This window comes from Pseudomonas sp. UBA5706 (assembly GCF_002419965.1).
GTDB lineage: Bacteria > Pseudomonadota > Gammaproteobacteria > Pseudomonadales > Pseudomonadaceae > Aquipseudomonas.
Window position 1 is genome coordinate 1 of the sequence record NZ_DIHC01000020.1, and the last position, 19,841, is coordinate 19,841.

At 59.8% G+C, this 19,841-nt stretch carries 17 protein-coding genes; 11 read left to right on the forward strand and 6 right to left on the reverse strand.

Features of this window, described 5'->3' with window-relative positions:
- Positions 1 to 326: 326 nt before the first annotated feature.
- The 3 genes from B3I26_RS10490 to B3I26_RS10500 are packed head-to-tail and all read left to right on the forward strand — an operon-like array spanning position 327 to position 2,503.
- A complete protein-coding gene (locus B3I26_RS10490) occupies positions 327 to 755 on the forward strand; it encodes a DUF2269 family protein (protein WP_296257616.1) in 429 nt (142 codons plus the stop codon).
- Positions 756 to 782: 27 nt separating this feature from the next.
- On the forward strand, positions 783 to 2,039 hold the full coding sequence (locus tag B3I26_RS10495) for an SDR family oxidoreductase (protein ID WP_296257617.1): 1,257 nt from the start codon (positions 783 to 785) through the stop codon (positions 2,037 to 2,039).
- Entirely contained in the window at positions 2,036 to 2,503 is a 468-nt protein-coding gene (locus B3I26_RS10500) for a DUF2269 family protein (protein WP_296257618.1), read from the forward strand. The genes B3I26_RS10495 and B3I26_RS10500 overlap by 4 nt, the downstream gene beginning before the upstream one ends.
- Positions 2,504 to 2,648: 145 nt before the next feature.
- Here B3I26_RS10500 and B3I26_RS10505 read toward each other — a convergent pair whose 3' ends face one another.
- On the reverse strand, positions 2,649 to 3,305 hold the full coding sequence (locus tag B3I26_RS10505; protein ID WP_296257619.1) for an HAD family hydrolase: 657 nt from the start codon (positions 3,303 to 3,305) through the stop codon (positions 2,649 to 2,651).
- 165 nt (positions 3,306 to 3,470) lie between these two features.
- On the opposite strand from B3I26_RS10505, the gene B3I26_RS10510 reads away from it, so the two are divergent.
- Positions 3,471 to 3,950: an RNA pyrophosphohydrolase gene (locus tag B3I26_RS10510; protein ID WP_062379340.1), complete on the forward strand. Its 480-nt coding sequence runs from the start codon at positions 3,471 to 3,473 to the stop codon at positions 3,948 to 3,950.
- A gap of 21 nt (positions 3,951 to 3,971) precedes the next feature.
- Positions 3,972 to 6,251: a phosphoenolpyruvate--protein phosphotransferase gene (gene ptsP, locus B3I26_RS10515; protein ID WP_296257620.1), complete on the forward strand. Its 2,280-nt coding sequence runs from the start codon at positions 3,972 to 3,974 to the stop codon at positions 6,249 to 6,251.
- 85 nt (positions 6,252 to 6,336) lie between these two features.
- Here the strand turns inward: ptsP and B3I26_RS10520 are convergent, their stop codons facing one another.
- On the reverse strand, positions 6,337 to 7,083 hold the full coding sequence (locus tag B3I26_RS10520; RefSeq protein WP_296257621.1) for an NRDE family protein: 747 nt from the start codon (positions 7,081 to 7,083) through the stop codon (positions 6,337 to 6,339).
- A gap of 126 nt (positions 7,084 to 7,209) precedes the next feature.
- Here B3I26_RS10520 and B3I26_RS10525 point away from each other — a divergent pair, with 126 nt between their 5' ends.
- The 5 genes from B3I26_RS10525 to B3I26_RS10545 all read left to right on the forward strand — a co-directional run bounded on the left by B3I26_RS10525 (position 7,210) and on the right by B3I26_RS10545 (position 13,005).
- Positions 7,210 to 7,992, forward strand: coding sequence for a sulfite exporter TauE/SafE family protein (locus B3I26_RS10525; RefSeq protein WP_296257622.1), 783 nt, complete (start codon positions 7,210 to 7,212; stop codon positions 7,990 to 7,992).
- A gap of 36 nt (positions 7,993 to 8,028) precedes the next feature.
- Entirely contained in the window at positions 8,029 to 8,841 is an 813-nt protein-coding gene (lgt, locus tag B3I26_RS10530) for a prolipoprotein diacylglyceryl transferase (protein ID WP_296257623.1), read from the forward strand.
- A 58-nt stretch (positions 8,842 to 8,899) separates the two neighbouring features.
- A complete protein-coding gene (locus B3I26_RS10535) occupies positions 8,900 to 9,733 on the forward strand; it encodes a thymidylate synthase (RefSeq protein ID WP_296257624.1) in 834 nt (277 codons plus the stop codon).
- Positions 9,734 to 10,195: 462 nt separating this feature from the next.
- Positions 10,196 to 11,281 (forward strand): cyclopropane fatty acyl phospholipid synthase, encoded by a 1,086-nt coding sequence (gene cfa, locus B3I26_RS10540; RefSeq protein ID WP_409522083.1) that lies wholly within the window; start codon positions 10,196 to 10,198, stop codon positions 11,279 to 11,281.
- Between the two features lie 275 nt (positions 11,282 to 11,556).
- Positions 11,557 to 13,005 (forward strand): catalase, encoded by a 1,449-nt coding sequence (locus B3I26_RS10545; protein WP_296257626.1) that lies wholly within the window; start codon positions 11,557 to 11,559, stop codon positions 13,003 to 13,005.
- Positions 13,006 to 13,143: 138 nt separating this feature from the next.
- Here B3I26_RS10545 and cadR read toward each other — a convergent pair whose 3' ends face one another.
- A complete protein-coding gene (cadR, locus tag B3I26_RS10550; RefSeq protein ID WP_296257627.1) occupies positions 13,144 to 13,602 on the reverse strand; it encodes a Cd(II)/Pb(II)-responsive transcriptional regulator in 459 nt (152 codons plus the stop codon).
- 83 nt (positions 13,603 to 13,685) lie between these two features.
- Between cadR and B3I26_RS10555 the strand changes: the two genes are divergently transcribed.
- Entirely contained in the window at positions 13,686 to 16,034 is a 2,349-nt protein-coding gene (locus B3I26_RS10555; protein WP_296257663.1) for a heavy metal translocating P-type ATPase, read from the forward strand.
- A 150-nt stretch (positions 16,035 to 16,184) separates the two neighbouring features.
- On the opposite strand, the gene hutG is transcribed toward B3I26_RS10555, so the two are convergent.
- The 3 genes from hutG to B3I26_RS10570 form a co-directional block, all read right to left on the reverse strand.
- Positions 16,185 to 16,988: an N-formylglutamate deformylase gene (gene hutG / locus B3I26_RS10560; protein ID WP_296257628.1), complete on the reverse strand. Its 804-nt coding sequence runs from the start codon at positions 16,986 to 16,988 to the stop codon at positions 16,185 to 16,187.
- A gap of 13 nt (positions 16,989 to 17,001) precedes the next feature.
- Positions 17,002 to 18,207, reverse strand: coding sequence for an imidazolonepropionase (hutI, locus tag B3I26_RS10565; protein WP_296257629.1), 1,206 nt, complete (start codon positions 18,205 to 18,207; stop codon positions 17,002 to 17,004).
- 125 nt (positions 18,208 to 18,332) lie between these two features.
- Complete coding sequence (locus B3I26_RS10570; RefSeq protein WP_296257630.1) at positions 18,333 to 19,724, reverse strand: amino acid permease; 1,392 nt, start codon at positions 19,722 to 19,724, stop codon at positions 18,333 to 18,335.
- Between the last annotated feature and the right edge of the window lie 117 nt (positions 19,725 to 19,841).

The window sequence follows — 19,841 nt, forward strand, 5'->3', positions numbered from 1 at the left end:
GGCCGCCGGCCGCGCAAACTTCTGGCCATGATTCTGGCCCACAGGCCGGTAAACCTCCATGGCTTCTGATTCTGGCCGCAGGCCGTGGGAGCAAGCTTGCTCGCGATCTGGCGCGAAGCGGCAGCAAAACCTGAGACCTTGGTGTATCAGAAAGAAGGCGATTCAAATTCTGCTACCGCTTCGCGCAAAAAGTGGAGCGCCACCCACCATTCCCGACACCTTCAGCGCAAGCGTGTCGCGCTTCCAGCAGCGCGAGTTACACGCCAACGCAACTTCCTCGCCGCGACTAAGCTCAAACCACGGCTTATATAAAGGAACGAATCGCGATGGAACACTTTGCCGCCCTCAAAATCCTGCACATGGCCGCTACCGCGCTGCTGTTCCTCTGCGCACTGGCGCTGGCGATCTGGATCATTCTTGGGCGCAGGGCCGGGGATCTGACCGTGCAGAATCGCGCCATGCGCAAGCCCTGGGTGTTCGTCTGGCTGCTCATGGGCGCATGCCTGCTGACCCTGCCGGTCAGCGGCTGGTGGCTGATGCATTATGCGGGCTGGCCCCTCGGGCAGACATGGCTGCTGGCCGCCAGCATTCTTTATACCTTCGGCGCCCTGAGTTGGGCCTGGCTGGCGGTACGGGTCAATCGCCTGCGCCGTCCAGTGATCGTTGGCAATCCGAAATTCACCCTGGCACTGGCGGTGTTCGGCGCCGTCTGCTTCGTGGCGATTGCCGGCTTGATGGGCGCCAAGCCCGTCTGACTCTGCAGCACCCACACAAGGAACGTAATGAATGTACTTCTAGTAGGTGCGACGGGGTTTGTCGGGCGTCACCTGCTCAGGGCCCTGAGCAGCGCCGGTCACCACATCATTGCGACCAGCCGTACTCGGCAGCCCTTGCGTTTGCCCGGTGTCGAGTGGCGTCAGCTTGATCTGGATGAGCTCGCTGCGGTTCCCGATCACTTCGCCTTTCCAGAAGCCATCGACCTGTTGATCAATGCTGCCGGTGTGCTGAGCGTCGATGAACAGCAATCTAACCTGACTCAGGACCTTGGTTCGCGGGCACTTTTCGATCTGGCGAACGACGCCGGGGCTCGCGTGCTGCACATCTCCGCACTGGGTGCCGGTGCGCGGTCCGATGTTCATTTCCTGACCAGTAAAGCGGCGGCGGATGACTATCTGATTGCGCTTGGCTTACCGGCCGTGGTGCTGCGCCCTTCGCTAGTGGTCGGCCCGGGCGGTGCCAGCAGTGCTTGGCTGGCGCGGATGTCGGCATTGCCGGTGATTCCTATGCTGGACCGCAAAGCCCTGTTGCAGCCGTTGCACATCGACGATCTGGTCAGCGCCGTGCTTGCATTGATGCGCCGCTGGCCAGCGCAGCCCATGGTGCTGCCATTGGTCGGTATGGAGGTCATGACCCTGGCGCAGTTGATCGACCAACTGCGCATGTCCCAAGGCTGGTCTCGCGCATGGTTCATCAAGGTGCCGGATGCGCTTGCGCTGTTCGGTGCATCGCTGGGCGACCGCTTCGGCTGGCGTGCGTTGAATGGGCAGACCCTGCGTATGGCGCGTCGCGACAACATGGCCGATCCTGAAGTGCTGGAGTCGGTCTGTGGCTATCGCTGCGCCAGCCTTCGTGATCGGCTCAAGGACTGGCCAGACCCGGCTCAGAGTACGCAGTTGGCCATGCGCCCGCTGATGCTGGCGACGTTGGTGCTGATCTGGTTGGGAACTGCATTTGTCAGCCTGTGGCCCGGTTTCGAATGGGGGTTGCGGATTCTGGCCGAGGGCGGTTTCACCGGGCCTTTCGCCCAGATAGCGGTGGTGGCTGGCGCCCTCTGCGATGGACTGCTCGGCATCGGCATGCTGATGGGGCGGTGGCGGAGACGCGTGTTGCAGCTGCAGGTGTGCCTGATGACGGCCTACACCTTGATCATCACGTTCGTACTGCCGCATTACTGGTTTGACCCTTATGCCTCTGTCGCCAAAAACCTGGTGTTGATAGTGGCGACCCTCTGGCTGCTACGGACGGAGCCGCGTCGATGAGTGCTTACTTGCTACTCAAAACCTTGCATATCCTGTCGTCCACCGTCCTCTTCGGACTGGGGGCGGGCTCAGCGTATTACGCCCTGCGGGCTTGGCGCACCGGCAGGATCGAGGTCATTGCCGTGACGTTCAAGCATCTGGTCTTCGCCGATTGGGCATTCACCACCACGACCGCCATCTTTCAGCCATTGAGCGGCTTGGGGCTGGTCCTGCTGGCGGGGTGGCCGCTGCATCAGCGTTGGGTGATGTGGAGTTTCGCGCTGTACATACTTGCCGGGATTTGCTGGCTGCCGGTGGTATGGCTGCAGATCCGCGTACACAAAATGGCGGAGCAGGCGCTGCTCGAGGGTTCGCCGATGCCCATGAAAGCGACTGTTTATATGCGCTGGTGGTTTGTCTTGGGTTGGCCTGCGTTTGTTTCTTTCATCGCGATCTTCTATTTGATGGTGAGCAAGCCGACCTGAACAGCCTGCGATTGGAGCGCGTCTGTTCAAATGATGACAGCCCGGCTTGCCGGCGGGCGCTTTTTTCAAGCCGCCACCGCTGGCAAGCCGGGCTGCTGTAGGTGTTCGTTGCGCGGTGGTGCGCCCGCAGGCGTTTCTACCGCCTTCAATCGCGCAGCGAAATCACCGGCCAGCCGCGACGGGTGGCTTCCGCGCGCAGTTTTTCATCAGGATCGACGGCAACCGGGTGGGTGACCTGCTCCAACAGCGGCAGATCGTTCATTGAGTCGCTGTAGAAATAGCTGTCATGCAGGCTGAGGCCGTTCTCGTCTATCCAGCGGTTCAGTCGCGTGACCTTGCCTTCACGAAAGCACGGCACGTCCGTGGTGCGACCGGTGTAACGGCCCTCGACGACCTCGCATTCGGTAGCCAGTAACGTGTCGATACCCAATCGCGCAACGACCGGCGCAGTCACGAAACGGTTGGTTGCGGTAATGACCACCAGCTTGTCGCCCGCGTCGCGATGTTTGGCAATCAGCGCCATGGCCTTGGGCAAAATCAACGGCTCGATGCAGTCGCGCATGAAGTCGCGATGCCACTCGTCGAGCTGCGCGGTCTCGGTTCGGCCCAGAATTTCCAGGCTGAAGTTCAGGTAGTCGGTCAGGTTCAGCGTGCCTGCCAGGTAATCTTGATAAAACGCGTCGTTACGCGCCTTGTAAGCAGCACCGTCGAGAATGCCGCGTTCGCACAGGTAGTCGCCCCAGGCGTGGTCGCTGTCGCCACCCAGGAGCGTGTTGTCGAGGTCGAATAAGGCCAGGCGCATAGGGTTACTCGCTGAATTGGCTGAAAAAAGAGCGCAAGAATACGAGGTTTCATCAAGAGATCGCATCTATTAATGCTCTTGTCGCGATAAGCTGTCTGCGCCTCGTTGCTGCCTTCACGATCTTTGTGGAACAATGCGACGACATGCGTTTGCGAGGTTGTGGCCGTGATCGACCCCGATGGTTTCCGCCCTAATGTCGGGATAATTCTGACAAATGATGCTGGCCAGGTCTTATGGGCTCGCCGTATCAATCAAGATGCCTGGCAATTTCCGCAGGGGGGAATCAACCCTCAGGAGACGCCGGAAGACGCGCTCTATCGTGAATTGAATGAAGAAGTCGGGCTGGAACGACACGATGTCGAAATTCTTGCCTGTACCCGAGGCTGGTTGCGCTATCGTCTGCCGCAACGGCTGGTCCGTACCCACAGCCAGCCGCTGTGCATCGGCCAGAAGCAAAAATGGTTTCTCCTGCGCCTGATCTCCAACGAGCAACGGGTGCGGATGGATTTGACCGGTAAACCGGAGTTCGATGGCTGGCGCTGGGTCAGTTATTGGTACCCGTTGGGCCAGGTGGTGACATTCAAGCGCGAAGTGTATCGCCGCGCCCTCAAAGAGCTTGCCCCGCGCCTGTTGGCGCGCGACTGACACGGAGTTCGACCCCGAGCCATGCTCAATACGCTGCGCAAGATCGTCCAGGAAGTTAACTCCGCCAAGGATCTCAAGGCGGCGTTGGGGATTATTGTGTTACGCGTCAAAGAGGCCATGAAGAGCCAGGTCTGCTCGGTCTATTTGCTCGACCCCGAATCCAATCGTTTCGTGCTGATGGCCACCGAGGGCTTGAACAAGCGCTCTATCGGTAAGGTCAGCATGGCCCCCAATGAAGGCCTGGTTGGCCTGGTCGGCACGCGCGAAGAGCCGTTAAACCTGGAAAACGCCGCCGATCACCCGCGTTATCGCTACTTTGCCGAGACTGGCGAGGAGCGCTACGCATCTTTTCTGGGCGCGCCAATCATTCACCATCGTCGGGTCGTCGGGGTATTGGTGATCCAGCAAAAGGAACGCCGTCAGTTCGACGAGGGCGAAGAGGCCTTCCTGGTGACTATGAGTGCCCAGCTGGCTGGCGTTATTGCCCATGCTGAGGCCACGGGCTCGATTCGAGGGTTGGGGCGTCAGGGCAAGGGCATTCAGGAGGCACGCTTTGTGGGCGTGGCAGGCTCTCCGGGCGCTGCGGTCGGTACCGCGCTGGTCATGTTGCCGCCTGCTGATCTGGAAGTGGTGCCGGACAAGACCGTCACCGACATCGACGCCGAGCTCAAACTGTTCAAAAATGCTCTGGAAGGCGTTCGTAGCGACATGCGAACGCTTTCGGCGAAGTTGGCTACACAGTTGCGTCCCGAAGAGCGAGCGCTTTTCGACGTCTACCTGATGATGCTCGACGATGCCTCGTTGGGTAGCGAGGTCACCAACGTCATCAAGACCGGCCAGTGGGCACAGGGCGCGTTGCGTTCGGTGGTCAATGAGCACGTCAGCCGCTTCGAACTGATGGACGACGCCTACCTGCGTGAACGTGCTTCGGATGTGAAGGATCTGGGCCGCCGCCTGCTGGCGTATCTGCAGGAGGCCCGCCAGCAGACGCTGGTCTATCCTGATAACACCATTCTGGTCAGTGAAGAACTCACCCCGGCGATGCTGGGTGAGGTCCCGGAAGGCAAGCTTGTCGGTCTGATCTCGGTACTCGGTTCAGGTAACTCTCACGTGGCCATTCTGGCCCGGGCGATGGGTATTCCAACGGTCATGGGCGCGGTGGATCTGCCGTACTCCAAGGTCGATGGTATCGAGCTGATCGTCGACGGTTACCACGGCGAGGTGTTTACCAATCCCAGCGAGGCCCTGCGCAAGCAGTATTCGGTGGTGGTCGAGGAAGAACGTCAGCTGTCCCAGGGCCTCGACGCCTTGCGCGAGCTGCCTTGCGTGACCCTCGACGGCCATCGCATGCCACTGTGGGTCAATACCGGATTGCTGGCCGATGTCGCCCGTGCCCAGCAGCGCGGCGCTGAAGGTGTCGGGCTATACCGCACTGAAGTCCCGTTCATGATCCAGCAGCGCTTCCCGAGCGAAAAGGAGCAGCTGGCGATTTACCGCGAGCAACTGGCCGCCTTCCATCCGCTGCCCGTGACCATGCGCACGCTGGACATCGGCGGTGACAAGGCGCTGTCGTACTTCCCGATCAAGGAAGACAACCCGTTCCTGGGCTGGCGCGGCATCCGCGTCACCCTCGACCACCCGGAAATCTTTCTGGTGCAAACCCGCGCCATGCTCAAGGCCAGCGAGGGCCTGAACAACCTGCGCATTCTGCTGCCGATGATCTCCGGCACTCACGAGACCGAAGAAGCCTTGCACCTGATCCACCGCGCCTGGGGCGAGGTGCGTGACGAAGGCACCGATGTGCCGATGCCACCGGTGGGCGTGATGATCGAAGTGCCGGCGGCGGTCTATCAAACCCGTGAACTGGCGCGTCAGGTGGACTTCCTGTCGGTCGGCTCCAATGACCTGACCCAGTATCTGCTGGCGGTCGACCGCAACAACCCGCGCGTCGCCGATCTTTATGACTATCTACACCCGGCGGTGCTGCAAGCCCTGCAGAATGTCGTGCGCGACGCCCACGCCGAAGGCAAGCCGGTCAGTATCTGTGGAGAGATGGCCGGCGACCCGGCAGCGGCGGTGCTGTTGATGGCGATGGGTTACGACAGCCTGTCGATGAACGCCACCAACCTGCCGAAGGTGAAGTGGATGCTGCGTCAGATCAACCTAAGCAAAGCCAAGGAACTGCTGGCGCAGTTGATGAAAAACGACAACCCCCAAGTTATCAGCAGTTCGCTGCAGTTGGCGCTGAGAAACCTTGGGTTGTCCAGGATGATCAATCCGACGTCAGTGAAGGGCCATTGATCGGGCGTTCCTTCCCCTGTAGCGCAGCTTGGCGGCGGCGATTTCGGTATCGCGTACGTCGGCAAGCCGGGAGTGCCACAAGGCCTTAAAGCTGCAAATCCACTTTTCCCAATCTTGTGCCATACGGCCCGAAACTGCGTTCGACCAAGCGCCGGCTGCCATCTGCATTAACAATCAACACCGTACTCGCTCGCGTTCCGTAATTGGGGCTGGCAATGAATACGCTGGACAGCAGTCGCTCGGTCGCCAGACCCACGCCGGTGTTGGGCAGCTGCGCTTCAGCCGCTGCTTCGGGGTCGGCGAGAAACCCCAACAGCACCTCGGGATCCGGCTCGTCCAGTGCCTCTGAAAGCGCCGCCTTGGCCTTCAACAACTTCGGCCAAGGCGTATCCAGCCCAGCGTTGGACACCCCATATACCCCGGCTTGCAGCTGTTGAGGCGCGGGGCGGGCAGCGTTGAGGAAATGCAGCTCTTCGCCATTGCCCACCAACAGATTGAAGCCGCCGTATTCCGCCGCGCGCCCAGCGACTTCGCGCAAATAGTCGTCGATCGCTAGCGAACCGCTCAGAAATTGCGCGACCAACTCGCCCCGCGAGCGACGTCCCAATGGCTGGCCTGGATCGCGGATATTGGTCAGGGCGGCGAAACGCCCGTCGGCGGCGACGCCCAACCACGTGCCACCCGCTTCCAGGTCGCGCCCGGCGTAGATCTGCGGAGCCTCTTCCCATTGCGTCAGGGGCAAGGTTGGACGGGCATAGAATTCATCACGATTGGCCGCCAGGATCAGCGGCTGCGAGTGGGCAGGGCGCCAGGCGAAAACGATCAGGCACATGCGGGCCTCCTTTTGCGTCACTGTACGCACAGAACCGACGGACATCCATCGCCGACTGCTGCTTACAAAACCTAGAGCCTATGCGTCCGCTCCGGTAAACTGCCGCACTGATTTTGGGAGACTCCCATGGAATTCCTGCTCTACCTGGCCCTGGGCGCGTGTGCGGGTGTGCTGGCAGGCCTGTTTGGGGTCGGCGGCGGCATCATCATCGTCCCGGTCCTGGTCTTCAGCTTCACCTTGCAAGGCTTTGACAGCTCGGTCCTGACGCATCTTGCCGTCGGCACTTCGCTGGCGACCATTGTCTTCACTTCGATCCAGTCGGTCCGCGCGCACCACCGCATGGGGGCTGTGCGCTGGGCGGTATTCGCCTGGATGACCCTGGGTATCCTGATCGGCGCAGGTTTCGGCGCGCTGACCGCCAGCTACATCGCCGGACCGAACTTGCAGAAGATCATCGGCGTTTTCGCGATTCTGGTGGCTATTCAGATGGCGTTGGACCTCCGGCCCAAGGCGGGTGGCAGCGTGCCGGGCAAGATTGGACTGACCGCCGCAGGCGTGGTGATCGGCTGGGCATCGGCGATTTTCGGCATCGGTGGGGGATCGCTGACGGTGCCGTTCCTCACCTGGCGCAGTCTGACCATGCAGCAGGCAGTCGCCACATCGTCGGCCTGTGGCTTTCCCATCGCGGTGGCCAGTGCCATAAGTTTCATGATTCTTGGGTGGCACGATCCCTTGCTGCCCCCGCATAGTCTCGGTTTCGTGTACCTGCCGGCATTGCTCGGTATCGCACTGACCAGCATGTTCTTCGCCCGGTTCGGCGCAAAGCTGGCACACAAACTGTCGCCCAGGATGCTCAAGCGACTGTTCGCGCTGCTGCTGGTGGTCGTCGGTACAAGTTTTCTGATTTGATTCGTCGCTCAATGAGCGTCCATTTAAGGAGTCGCAATGCTGCCTTACCCGCAGATTGATCCGGTAGCCGTGGCCATCGGTCCGCTGCAAATTCACTGGTACGGCCTGATGTATCTGGTCGGTATCGGCAGTGCCTGGTTTCTCGCTTCTCGTCGCTTGAATCGCTTCGACCCGACGTGGACCAAGGAAAAGCTCTCGGACATGATTTTCTGGGTTGCCATGGGCGTGATCGTCGGTGGACGGCTGGGTTATGTGCTGTTCTACGATCTGCCGAACTACATCGCCAACCCGCTGCTGATTTTCGAAGTATGGAAGGGCGGCATGGCGTTCCATGGCGGGTTCATCGGTGTGATGATCGCCACCTACTGGTTCGGCAGACGCAATGGCAAGTCGTTCTTCCAGTTGATGGACTTCATCGCGCCGATGGTGCCGATCGGTCTGGGCGCTGGTCGCATTGGCAACTTCATCAACGGCGAGTTGTGGGGTAAGCCTACCGATTTGCCATGGGCCATGGTGTTCCCGCCGTACAGCGATCCGGCGCAATTGCCGCGCCATCCGTCGCAGCTTTATCAGTTCGCGCTGGAAGGTGTGGCACTGTTCCTGATTCTCTATTTCTTCTCGCGCAAACCGCGTCCGACCATGGCGGTGTCCGGCATGTTCGCGCTGTTTTACGGGATTTTCCGCTTCGTGGTGGAGTTCGTCCGCGTACCGGACGCCCAACTCGGCTACCTGGCCTGGGGCTGGGTCACAATGGGACAGATTCTGAGCCTGCCGATGATCATTGGCGGCCTGGTATTGATTTGGCTGGCCTACCACCGCGCACCCGCTGCCAACAACGCAGCCGTTTGATGCTGGATCGCTGGCCTGCTGGGGCCAGCGGATTCAACGATACAGAGGGCCTTTGGGCATGAAGCAATACCTTGAGCTGTTACAGGATGTCATCGCCAACGGAACCCGTAAGGGCGATCGCACCGGTACTGGCACCACGGCCGTGTTCGGTCGTCAGATCCGCCACAATCTGGCCGACGGTTTTCCCTTGCTGACCACCAAGAAGTTGCACTTCAAGAGCATCGCCAATGAGCTGATCTGGATGCTGAGCGGCAACACCAATACCAAATGGCTCAACGAAAACGGCGTGACCATCTGGGACGAATGGGCCACCGAGGACGGCGACCTGGGGCCGGTCTACGGTGCTCAATGGACTGGCTGGCCGACCAAGGATGGCGGCAAGATCAATCAGATCGACTACATGGTCGACTGCTTGAAGAACAACCCCAATAGCCGGCGCATCCTGTTCCACGGCTGGAACACCGAGTACTTGCCAGACGAGAAGTTGTCGCCGCAAGAGAACGTCAAGGCCGGGCGGCAGGCGCTGGCCGTCTGTCACCTGCTCTACCAGGCATTCGTGGCCGACGGTAAATTGTCGATGCAGTTGTATATTCGCAGCTCCGACGTGTTCCTTGGTCTGCCGTACAACATTGCCGCACTGGCGCTGCTGACCCACATGCTGGCGCAGCAATGCGATCTGGTTCCCCATGAGATCATCGTCAGCCTGGGCGATACCCACGCTTATTCGAACCATGCAGAGCAAATCGCTACCCAGATGACCCGCACACCGAAAAAGCTGCCTGAGCTGAAGATCCATCGTCGCCCGGACAGCATTTACGACTATCGTTTCGAAGATTTTGAAATCCTCGGTTACGACGCCGACCCGAGCATCAAGGCGCCTGTGGCGGTTTAAGCCAGCCTCTGCTTATCGCTGTGGCGGCACGGTTGGCGCAAGCGTCTTCGATGACGTCACCGCGACAACGCGTGCTGCTACAGAACGCCTCACACCACCTTTCCCGAGTCTCGTCGGACCTGTCAAAGTCCTTACATCAATATATAAGCCTTCGAAAGTACAATGTTCCAACTGGTTAATCCCAAGTTGCCGCCATACTAAACGTTCAATACAAGTTTGATTGTTGCAGCGGCGTAATAACTGTTTTGCAGGTCAGTAAACAAATTTGATTTGATAGATATTTTCAATCCTTGCTGGCGTGTATTCAGTTTAACTTCAAGGAGTGTTTGTTCTATAGTCGCGGTCCACCGATAAGTCTTTAGCCTGACAACGTGTTTGGAATCATCCTCCATGACAACGACGAACTTCAGCACTGACACCTACTCCGACCAGAATTCAGCTCTTTACCGTACTGCGGCACGGATGCTCGATCAGGCCGGAATCCGGATAAACGGATGTGCCCCGTCGGACATGCGTTTAAATCGACCTGGCGTGATTGAGCGGGCATTTGCGCAAGGTAATCTGGGGCTGGGCGAGGCATACATGGAGGGTCAGTGGGACAGCGAGCAGTTGGACGAGTTTTTCCACCGCCTGTTGAAAACGGGCCTGACCGATGACATAAAACCCGTGAGGTTGGTGTTCCATGCACTCATGGCCAAGTTGATGAACCGTCAGAACGTCAAGCGCTCAAAGACGGTCGGCGAAGTGCATTACGACTTGGGCAACGACTTCTACGCAAAGATGCTCGACTCGCGCATGACCTATACCTGCGGGTATTGGGAAAATGCCGCCAATCTTGAGCAAGCCCAGGCTGCCAAGCTCGATTTGATCTGCCGCAAGCTCAAGCTCAAACCGGGCATGCGGGTGTTGGATATCGGCTGCGGCTGGGGCAGTTTCATGAGCTACGCCGCCGAGCACTACGGTGTTGAAGCGGTTGGGGTGAGCATCTCCAGAGAGCAGATCGCCTGGGCCAAAGAGCGTTATAAGCACTTACCTCTCGAATTCCGCTTTCAGGATTACCGTGAACTGGACGAGGAGTTCGATGCGATAGCCAGCGTGGGCATGTTCGAACACGTAGGGCGCAAGAACCATCGCGAGTACATGGAACTGGCCAACCGTTGTTTAAGACCTGGCGGGTTGTTCCTGTTACACACCATTGGCAAGAACCAGCGCAACTCGTATCCTGATCCGTGGATCGACAAATATATATTTCCCAATGGCGATCTTCCTTCAATAGGGCAGATGGGCGATGCCATGGATGGACTGTTTGTCGTTGAAGATTTGCACAACTTTGGTGCCGATTACGATAAGACGCTGATGGCTTGGCACGACAACTTCATCAAGGCTTGGCCAGAGTTCGAGTCCAGCTTAGGCGAGCGCTTCTACCGTATGTGGCGCTATTACCTGTTGTCCTGTGCCGGCGCGTTCCGGGCGCGAGATATTCAGCTGTGGCAGTGGGTCCTGTCCAAGGGCGGCGTCCCGAACGGCTACCATCGCAGCAAGATTTAACGTCATCAGGCATTGCGCCATTAGCACTATGGCTTTGTCGGCAGTGGGGTCTTTTGGATCGGCACTGTTGCAGCCGTGCTTGCGTCAAAGGCCTGCACCGCTATTTAGGGTCTGGCTATCGGCATGTCGCTCTCCAATTAAATTCCTCTATTTACCCTGTGCACACTCCCAATGAGCTTGCACGGCGATATTTACTTATCGTTCTCCACATCGAATACCCATCGGTCGCCGTCACCTGAGGCCACCGAGACCAGACCACCCGTGGAGTTACGCGCATGAGCAACAAACTGACCACCGCATTTGGCGCCCCCGTAGTCGATAACCAGAACATCCAGACCGCGGGCCCTCATGGCCCGGCGCTGTTGCAGGATGTCTGGTTTCTGGAAAAGCTCGCCCACTTCGATCGCGAAGTCATCCCGGAGCGCCGCATGCACGCCAAGGGCTCAGGCGCATTTGGTACCTTCACGGTCACCCACGACATCACCCGATTCACTCGGGCCAAAATCTTTTCGCAAGTCGGCAAGCAGACTGGAATGTTCGCCCGCTTTTCCACCGTGGCAGGGGAGCGTGGCGCTGCTGACGCAGAGCGTGATATCCGCGGTTTCGCCCTGAAGTTCTACACCGAAGAAGGCAACTGGGACCTGGTCGGCAACAACACGCCGGTGTTCTTCCTGCGTGACCCGCTGAAGTTTCCGGACCTCAATCACGCCGTGAAACGCGATCCTCGGACCGGCATGCGCAGCGCCGAGAACAACTGGGATTTCTGGACCCAGCTGCCGGAAGCTTTCCATCAGGTGACTGTGGTCATGAGTGAGCGGGGTATTCCGCGCAGTTACCGGGAAATGCACGGTTTCGGCAGCCACACCTACAGCTTTCTCAACGCGCAGCACGAACGTTTTTGGGTCAAGTTCCACTTCGTATCGCAGCAGGGCATTGCCAACCTGACTGACGCTCAAGCGCAGGATCTGGTCGGTCGGGACCGTGAGTCGCACCATCGCGACCTGTACGAAAGCATCGAAAGCGGCAACTTCCCGCGCTGGAAACTGTTGGTGCAGATCATGCCGGAAAAAGAAGCGGGCGCTTATCACATCAACCCGTTCGACCTGACCAAGGTCTGGCCGAAAGGTGACTACCCGCTGATCGAGGTGGGTGTTTTCGAACTGAACCGCAACCCTGAAAACAACTTCGCCGACGTGGAGCAGGCCGCTTTCGCGCCGTCCAATGTGGTGCCCGGCATCAGCTTCTCGCCGGACAAGATGCTGCAAGGTCGCTTGTTTTCGTATGGCGATGCCCAGCGCTATCGCCTGAGCGTCAATCACCACCAGATCCCGGTGAACTCGCCCAAGGCTGCCTTGCACGTGAACAGCTACCACCGCGACGGCCTGATGCGCATTGACGGCAACCGCGGCGGCATGACGTCGTATGAGCCCAATACCAAGGGTGCATTCCAGGAACAGCCGGATTTCAGAGAGCCGCCGCTGTCCATCGAGGGTGCGGCGGGGCATTGGAACCACCGGGTCGATGACGACTACTTCTCGCAGCCGGGCAACCTGTTCCGCAAGATGAGCCCGCAAGAGAAGCAGTCGCTGTTCGACAATACGGCTCGCGCCCTGCGCGGCGTGTCGGCGCCGATTATCCAGTTGCACATCAAGCACTGCATGCTGGCTGACCCGGCATACGGCGCGGGTGTGACCGAGGCGGTTGAGCGGATTCATCACGGCTGATCACAGTAAAACCAAAACGCCCTCGACCTGCTGACAGATCGGGGGCGTTTTTTGTACTCGGAGTTCCAGCCTGGCGGTCGTGATCGCGAGAATCCACTAACGCCAGCATGCCGGGTTGGCTAAGAGTGGGCGTACCACTCAGTGGCCGTGGCTTCTGCCCACATGCGAATGCTCGATGTCCGCCGCTACCACGCTGCCGCTGACTTCCAGTCGATCCAGAATCCCGCAATGGTCCGGCGCACCTTCGCTGCAGCGCTGGCGCAGGTCGATAAGCTGCTCCTGAAGTGCCTGCAAGCTGGCGATACGTGCGCTGACATGCTGCATATGTTCGTCGATCAAGGCATTGACGCTTTCGCACTGATCCTGCGGGCTCTCGCGCAACGTCAGCAGACTGCGGATTTCGTCCAGCGTCATGTCCAGGCTGCGACAGTTGCGGATGAAGGTCAGACGCTCGACATGCTCCTGGGTGTACAACCGATAATTGCCCTCGCTGCGGGCAGGCTCGGCCAGCAGCGCTTCGCGTTCGTAGTAGCGGATGGTTTCAACCGGGCAATCGGTCAGTTTGGCCAGCTCACCGATCTTGAAAGAACCCTTCATGCTGTCTATCTCATTTTTGAGGCTTGACCCTATAGTGGCTACAGGGTGTTCACTTGGCAATACGCACCCCAAGAGACTCCATGATGAGTGACTCTGTACACAAGCATTCGCCTGATGACCACGCTGGCCATGACCACAGTCGGCAGCACGACGTCGATCATAATCACGCTGGGCACGACCATGCCGGACACGATCATGCAGGCCACGATCATGCCGCGCACGAGCCCGCGCCCGGAAAATCCACGCCCGTGGGCAAGCACGCTGACGATGCTCATGCCTGCTGCTCTCACGAACGCGCGCCAGCTGTCGTAAGCGTGGGCAACGGATCGACCGACAATGCCCGGTTCAGCAGTTTTCGCATCGAGGCAATGGACTGCCCCACTGAACAGACGCTGATCCAGAACAAACTGGGCAAGATGGCCGGGATTCAGAAGCTTGAATTCAACCTGATCAATCGCGTGTTGGGCGTCTGGCATGAGCTGCCATCGACCGATCCGATCCGCGAAGCCATTGGGTCGCTTGGCATGCAGGCCGATGTGATCGAGCAGGGCGCCGATCAGGAAACCGCGTCGCTGCCCTCGCCGAAGAAGCCTTGGTGGCCGCTGGCGTTATCCGGCGTGGCTGCGGTGGCGGCTGAGGTTATCCATTTCACCAGCGCCGCACCTACCTGGGTGGTGGCGTTGATAGCGCTGGTCGCGATTTTCAGCGGCGGCCTGACCACCTACAAAAAAGGCTGGATCGCGCTCAAGAACTTCAACCTGAACATCAATGCCTTGATGAGCATTGCAGTGACGGGCGCTGTGTTGATCGGCCAGTGGCCGGAAGCGGCGATGGTGATGTTCCTGTTCACCGTGGCCGAGCTGATCGAGGCTAAATCCCTGGACAGGGCGCGCAATGCCATTGGCGGCCTGGTGCAGTTGACGCCGGAAACGGCCACTGTGCAGCAGGACGGGCAGTGGTTGGAGGTCGAGGTCAAGAATATCGCCCTGGACAGCGTCGTGCGGGTCAAACCTGGCGAGCGTATCGGTCTTGATGGCGAAGTGGTGTCGGGCCAATCCAGCATCGATCAGGCGCCCATCACCGGCGAGAGCCTGCCGGTGGAGAAAACCGTGGGTGACAAGGTGTTTGCCGGGACGATTAACCAGTCAGGATCGCTGGAATACAAAGTCACCGCCGCTGCGAACAACTCGACGCTGGCGCGGATCATTCACGCGGTTGAAGCGGCCCAGGGTGCGCGGGCGCCGACTCAGCGTTTCGTCGACAGTTTCTCGAAAATCTACACTCCGGCGGTATTCGTCCTGGCCTTGGCGATGGCGATCATTCCCCCGCTGTTCATGGGCGCGTTGTGGTTCGACTGGATCTACCGCGCCCTTGTACTGCTGGTAGTCGCATGTCCTTGTGCGCTGGTGATCTCGACGCCGGTCAGCATCGTCAGCGGTCTTGCGGCTGCTGCGCGCAAGGGCATTCTGGTCAAGGGCGGCGTTTATCTGGAGATGGGCCACAAGCTCGATTATCTGGCGCTGGACAAGACCGGCACCATCACCCACGGCAAGCCGGTGCAGACCGATTACGTGTTGCTGGACGAGTCGTTCGGCGACAAAGCGCTGGTCATTTCCGCAAGCCTTGCCGGGCGTTCTGACCACCCGGTCTCCCAAGCGATTGCTACGGATTTCGGCAAGGACGGGCACTTGCAGGTCGAGGCGTTCGAAGCGCTGGGCGGGCGCGGTGTGAAAGGTGAGGTCGAAGGACGCCTGTATCATTTGGGCAACCATCGTCTGATTCACGAATCCGGGCTGTGTTCGCCTGAGCTTGAATCGCGCCTGGAAACGCTGGAGACCCAAGGCAAAACGGTGGTGTTGCTGTTCGACGACAGCCGCCCGCTGGCGCTGTTTGCCGTGGCCGATACGGTAAAAGACAGCAGCCGCGAAGCGATTGCGCAACTGCACGCGCTGGGCGTGAAGACGCTGATGCTCACCGGCGATAACCCGCACACCGCCAAGGCCATCGCTGCTCAGGTGGGGATCGATCATGCTCAGGGCAACCTGTTGCCAACCGACAAGCTTCAGGCGATCGAGGCCCTGTATGCGCAGCAGCATCGGGTCGGGATGGTTGGCGATGGCATCAACGATGCGCCAGCGCTGGCGCGAGCGGAGATTGGTTTTGCCATGGCGGCGGCCGGGACTGACACGGCCATCGAAACCGCCGACGTGGCGCTGATGGATGACGATCTGCGCAAGATCCCTGCGTTCATTCGCCTGTCTCGCAGCACCGCTGCTGTGCTCAAGCAGAACATCGCGCTGGCACTGGTGATTAAAGTGATCTTCCTGGCCTTTACTTTTGCAGGTATGGCGACCATGTGGATGGCGGTGTTCGCCGACATGGGCGTGAGTTTGCTGGTGGTGTTCAACGGTTTGCGCCTGCTGAGGAAGTAGCGCAACCCTGCGTTAGCAGAAATGATCATGCCCGCGCATCGCGCTGGCATGCCGCCAGGGGGCTCAGCGTCCAGTGACGCGGAGCGTCACGCAGTTCATCCCACGCGGAGCGTGGGAACGATCAACACAATCACAGGCGTTCCTCAGCGACTACTTCCCGTACTTCTCCCGGCCCCAGGCGATCATGCTTTCCAGCAACTGCTTCAACACTGTCCGCGTCGGATCAGCCAGATCGCTGCGGTAGTGAAACGGTACGAACTCTTCCATGTAGGTGCTCTGCGCCAGTTCCAGCTGGACGGCGTGGATGTGTTCGGCCGGGTTGCCGTAATGGCGGGTGATATGACCGCCTTTGAAACGTCCGTTGAGCACATGGCTGTAGTTTTTCGCGCCTGCGCAGACCATTTCAACGCGTTTTTCCAGTTCGGGATCGCAGCTGGCGCCGTTGAAGGTGCCGAGGTTGAAGTCCGGCAGTCGACCGTCGAACAGGTGTGGAATGTGCCCGCGGATCGAGTGGGCATCGAACAACAGGGCGTAACCGAACTCCTCGCGCAGGCGCTCAAGTTCGCTGCGCAGGGTGTCGTGGTAGGGCGTCCAGATCTGTTCCAGATAGCTGGCGCGCTCTTGCTTGCTCGGCACCTGACCCTCCTTGAACAGCGGGTCGCCTTCGAACAGCGTTGACGGGTACAGCCCCGTGGTCGCACCGGCATACAGTGGCGTGTCGTCGGACGGCCGATTGAGGTCGATGACGAAGCGTGAGTACTCGGCCGCCAGCGTGCTGGCGCCCAGGTCGTGGGCGAAATCGTAAAGGCGCGGTATGTGCCAGTCGGTGTCCGGCAGGCTGACGGCCTCGTCCACCAAGCCGTCACGCACCACAGGCGTCAGATTCAAACCTGGGTGGGGCATGCTGATCAGCAGCGGTACGCGACCGCGAGTGAAACTCAGAACCTTATCCACGGTGTTCTCCTGATTAGAAACGACTTTCGACGCCGTGCCGCACGACGCGTTTGTCCAAATCTCCGCCCAGCCAGTAAGCCAGGTCTGCGGGCCGCTCGATGTCCCATGCGACGAAATCGGCAACCTTACCCACTTCCAGGGAGCCGTGCGTATCGGCCATGCCCAGCGCCTTGGCCGCGTGAAGGGTCGCGCCTGCGAGGGCTTCTTCGGGCGTCATGCGGAACAACGTGCAGGCCATGTTCAGCATCAAGCGCAACGACAGGCCTGGCGAGGTGCCAGGATTGAGGTCGGTGGCGATGGCGATGTTCACCCCGTGTTTGCGCAGGGCCTCCATCGGTGGCAGTTGGGTTTCGCGCAGGAAGTAGAACGCGCCCGGCAACAGCACCGCGACCGTGCCGGAGGCGGCCATGGCGATGGCGTCCTCTTCGGTCATGAACTCCAGATGATCCGCTGACAACGCCTGGTAACGTGCCGCCAGACTCGAACCGTGCAGCGATGACAACTGTTCAGCATGCAGTTTCACCGGCAAGCCTAGCTGGCCCGCAGTAATGAACACCTGCTCGACCTGCGCCGGGGAAAACGCCAGGTACTCGCAAAATGCATCGACCGCGTCCACCAGGTTTTCCGCCGCCAGCGCAGGTAGCATTTCGCTGCAGATGTGGGCGATGTAGTCGTCGGCGCGGTCTTTGTATTCCGGCGGCAACGCATGGGCGGCCAGGCAGGTGCTGCGTACGGTGACCGGCAGGTTTTCGCCAAGCTGGCGAATTACCCGCAGAATCTTGCGCTCGCTGGGCAGGTCCAGGCCGTAGCCGGACTTGATCTCGACCGTGGTCACGCCATCCTTGAGCAAGTGCTGCAATCGACGCTTGGCGCTGGCGTACAGCTGCTCTTCGCTGGCTGCCCGCGTGGCTCGCACGGTACTGGCGATGCCGCCACCGGCCGCAGCGATCTCGGCATAACTGACACCCTGCAGGCGCTGCTCGAATTCACCACTGCGGTTACCGCCGAACACCGTATGAGTGTGGCAGTCGATCAGCCCCGGCGTGACCCAGGCGCCGTTCAGGTCGACGCGGTTCACCTCGCCCTGATCCGGCAACTTGCCCAGCGGGCCGATCCAGGTGATATGCGCTCCTTCGGTCACGATGGCGGCGTGCTCTATGATCGAGTAACTGCCGTTTGCCATGCTTGCTGCGTGGCAGTTATGCCAGAGCGTTTTCATCGATGCCTCCAGAGTCTTGAGTCGTGATACGTGAACGCCGATGTTGAATCCGGCACAAATTGCAGCACCAGAGCGGCTTGGGGCGGCAGCGATCTTCAGTTCGTCACTGCCGGCAAGCCGGGTCGCTACAGGTCGGTGGCGCGACCGATATCTATGTTTGGCTTGACCCAAACCCGATAGCCGATCACCAGCAGCACGATCCACACGGCGCCCACCACCAATGCCGGTTGCGTATCCGGGAAATACCCCAGTACTGCAAACACAAACACCATGAACAACGTGGCGGCCATCGGCGCGACCGGCCAGAACGGCACGGGGAATTTCAGCTTCGCTACTTCTTCAGCGCTCATCGAGCGGCGCATGGCGATTTGCGTGACCAGAATCATCAGCCACACCCAGACCGTGGCGAAGGTGGCGATGGCGGCGATCAGCAGGAACACGTTTTCCGGGATCAGGTAGTTCAACACCACGCCGCAGAGCAGGGCGACGCCCATCACCAGCACGGTCATCCACGGCACGCCATTGGCCGATAGTCGCGCGAAACCCTTGGGCGCCTGACCCTGTTTCGCCAGGCCATACATCATGCGTCCGGCACCGAAAATGTCGCTGTTAATGGCGGATACCGCCGCCGAGATCACTACGATGTTGAGGATGATCGCTGCCGAGGAAATCCCCAGTTTGTCGAAAATCTGCACAAACGGGCTGCCTTGGTTGCCAATGTCCTGCCATGGATACAGCGACATCAGCACGAACAGCGTCAGCACGTAAAACAGGAGAATCCGCAGCGGCACTGCGTTGATCGCACGGGGGATCACGCGCTCCGGGTCGCGTGCTTCACCGGCGGCGACACCAATGATTTCGATGCCGCCGAAGGCGAACATCACCACCGCCAGCGCCGCCACCAGACCGCTGACACCGTTGGGCATGAAGCCACCCTGCGTCCATAGGTTGCTCACGTGGCTGATGCTCTGGCCTGATGTCGAACCGACGCCGAACAGCAGGATGCCCAGGCCTGCGAGGATCATGGCGATGATCGCGCCGACCTTGAGCAGGGACAGCCAGAATTCGGTTTCGCCAAACACCTTGACGCTGCATAGATTGAGCGCGCCGATTACAAATACGATGCCGAGCACCCAGATCCAGCGGGGCACATCGGGGAACCAGAAACCCATGTAGATTCCGAATGCCGTGACGTCGGCCAGGCAGACGATGATCATCTCGAACGCGTAGGTCCAACCGAGCACGAAACCGGCCATAGGCCCCATATAGGTGCTGGCATATTCGCTGAACGAGCCCGCAACGGGGTTACGCACGGCCATTTCGCCCAAGGCGCGCATGACCATGTACACGGCAGCGCCTGCGATGAGATACACCAGCAGCACCGCAGGCCCGGCCAGTTTGATCGCCGACGCCGAACCATAGAACAGCCCGGTGCCGATGGCCGAACCCAGCGCCATGAAGCGGATGTGGCGGGCGCTGAGCCCGCGTTTCAGATCTGTTGCGTTTTGCGGTTTCATCTCACGCTTTTTCCTAGTCTTTCTTTTGCTGTGAAACGAGGGTGGCCTTGCCCCAGTAGCAGCCGGCTCGCCGGCGATGACAATTTCGACATCGCAACCGTCGGCAAGCCGGACTGC

Coding starts and splice junctions, on each gene's coding strand:
- B3I26_RS10490 (WP_296257616.1), top strand. CDS start 327: ATGGAACACTTTGCCGCCCTCAAAATCCTGCACATGGCCGCTACCGCG.
- B3I26_RS10495 (WP_296257617.1), top strand. CDS start 783: ATGAATGTACTTCTAGTAGGTGCGACGGGGTTTGTCGGGCGTCACCTG.
- B3I26_RS10500 (WP_296257618.1), top strand. CDS start 2,036: ATGAGTGCTTACTTGCTACTCAAAACCTTGCATATCCTGTCGTCCACC.
- B3I26_RS10505 (WP_296257619.1), bottom strand. CDS start 3,305: ATGCGCCTGGCCTTATTCGACCTCGACAACACGCTCCTGGGTGGCGAC.
- ptsP (WP_296257620.1), top strand. CDS start 3,972: ATGCTCAATACGCTGCGCAAGATCGTCCAGGAAGTTAACTCCGCCAAG.
- B3I26_RS10520 (WP_296257621.1), bottom strand. CDS start 7,083: ATGTGCCTGATCGTTTTCGCCTGGCGCCCTGCCCACTCGCAGCCGCTG.
- B3I26_RS10525 (WP_296257622.1), top strand. CDS start 7,210: ATGGAATTCCTGCTCTACCTGGCCCTGGGCGCGTGTGCGGGTGTGCTG.
- lgt (WP_296257623.1), top strand. CDS start 8,029: ATGCTGCCTTACCCGCAGATTGATCCGGTAGCCGTGGCCATCGGTCCG.
- B3I26_RS10535 (WP_296257624.1), top strand. CDS start 8,900: ATGAAGCAATACCTTGAGCTGTTACAGGATGTCATCGCCAACGGAACC.
- cfa (WP_409522083.1), top strand. CDS start 10,196: ATGCTCGATCAGGCCGGAATCCGGATAAACGGATGTGCCCCGTCGGAC.
- B3I26_RS10545 (WP_296257626.1), top strand. CDS start 11,557: ATGAGCAACAAACTGACCACCGCATTTGGCGCCCCCGTAGTCGATAAC.
- cadR (WP_296257627.1), bottom strand. CDS start 13,602: ATGAAGGGTTCTTTCAAGATCGGTGAGCTGGCCAAACTGACCGATTGC.
- B3I26_RS10555 (WP_296257663.1), top strand. CDS start 13,686: ATGAGTGACTCTGTACACAAGCATTCGCCTGATGACCACGCTGGCCAT.
- hutI (WP_296257629.1), bottom strand. CDS start 18,207: ATGAAAACGCTCTGGCATAACTGCCACGCAGCAAGCATGGCAAACGGC.
- B3I26_RS10570 (WP_296257630.1), bottom strand. CDS start 19,724: ATGAAACCGCAAAACGCAACAGATCTGAAACGCGGGCTCAGCGCCCGC.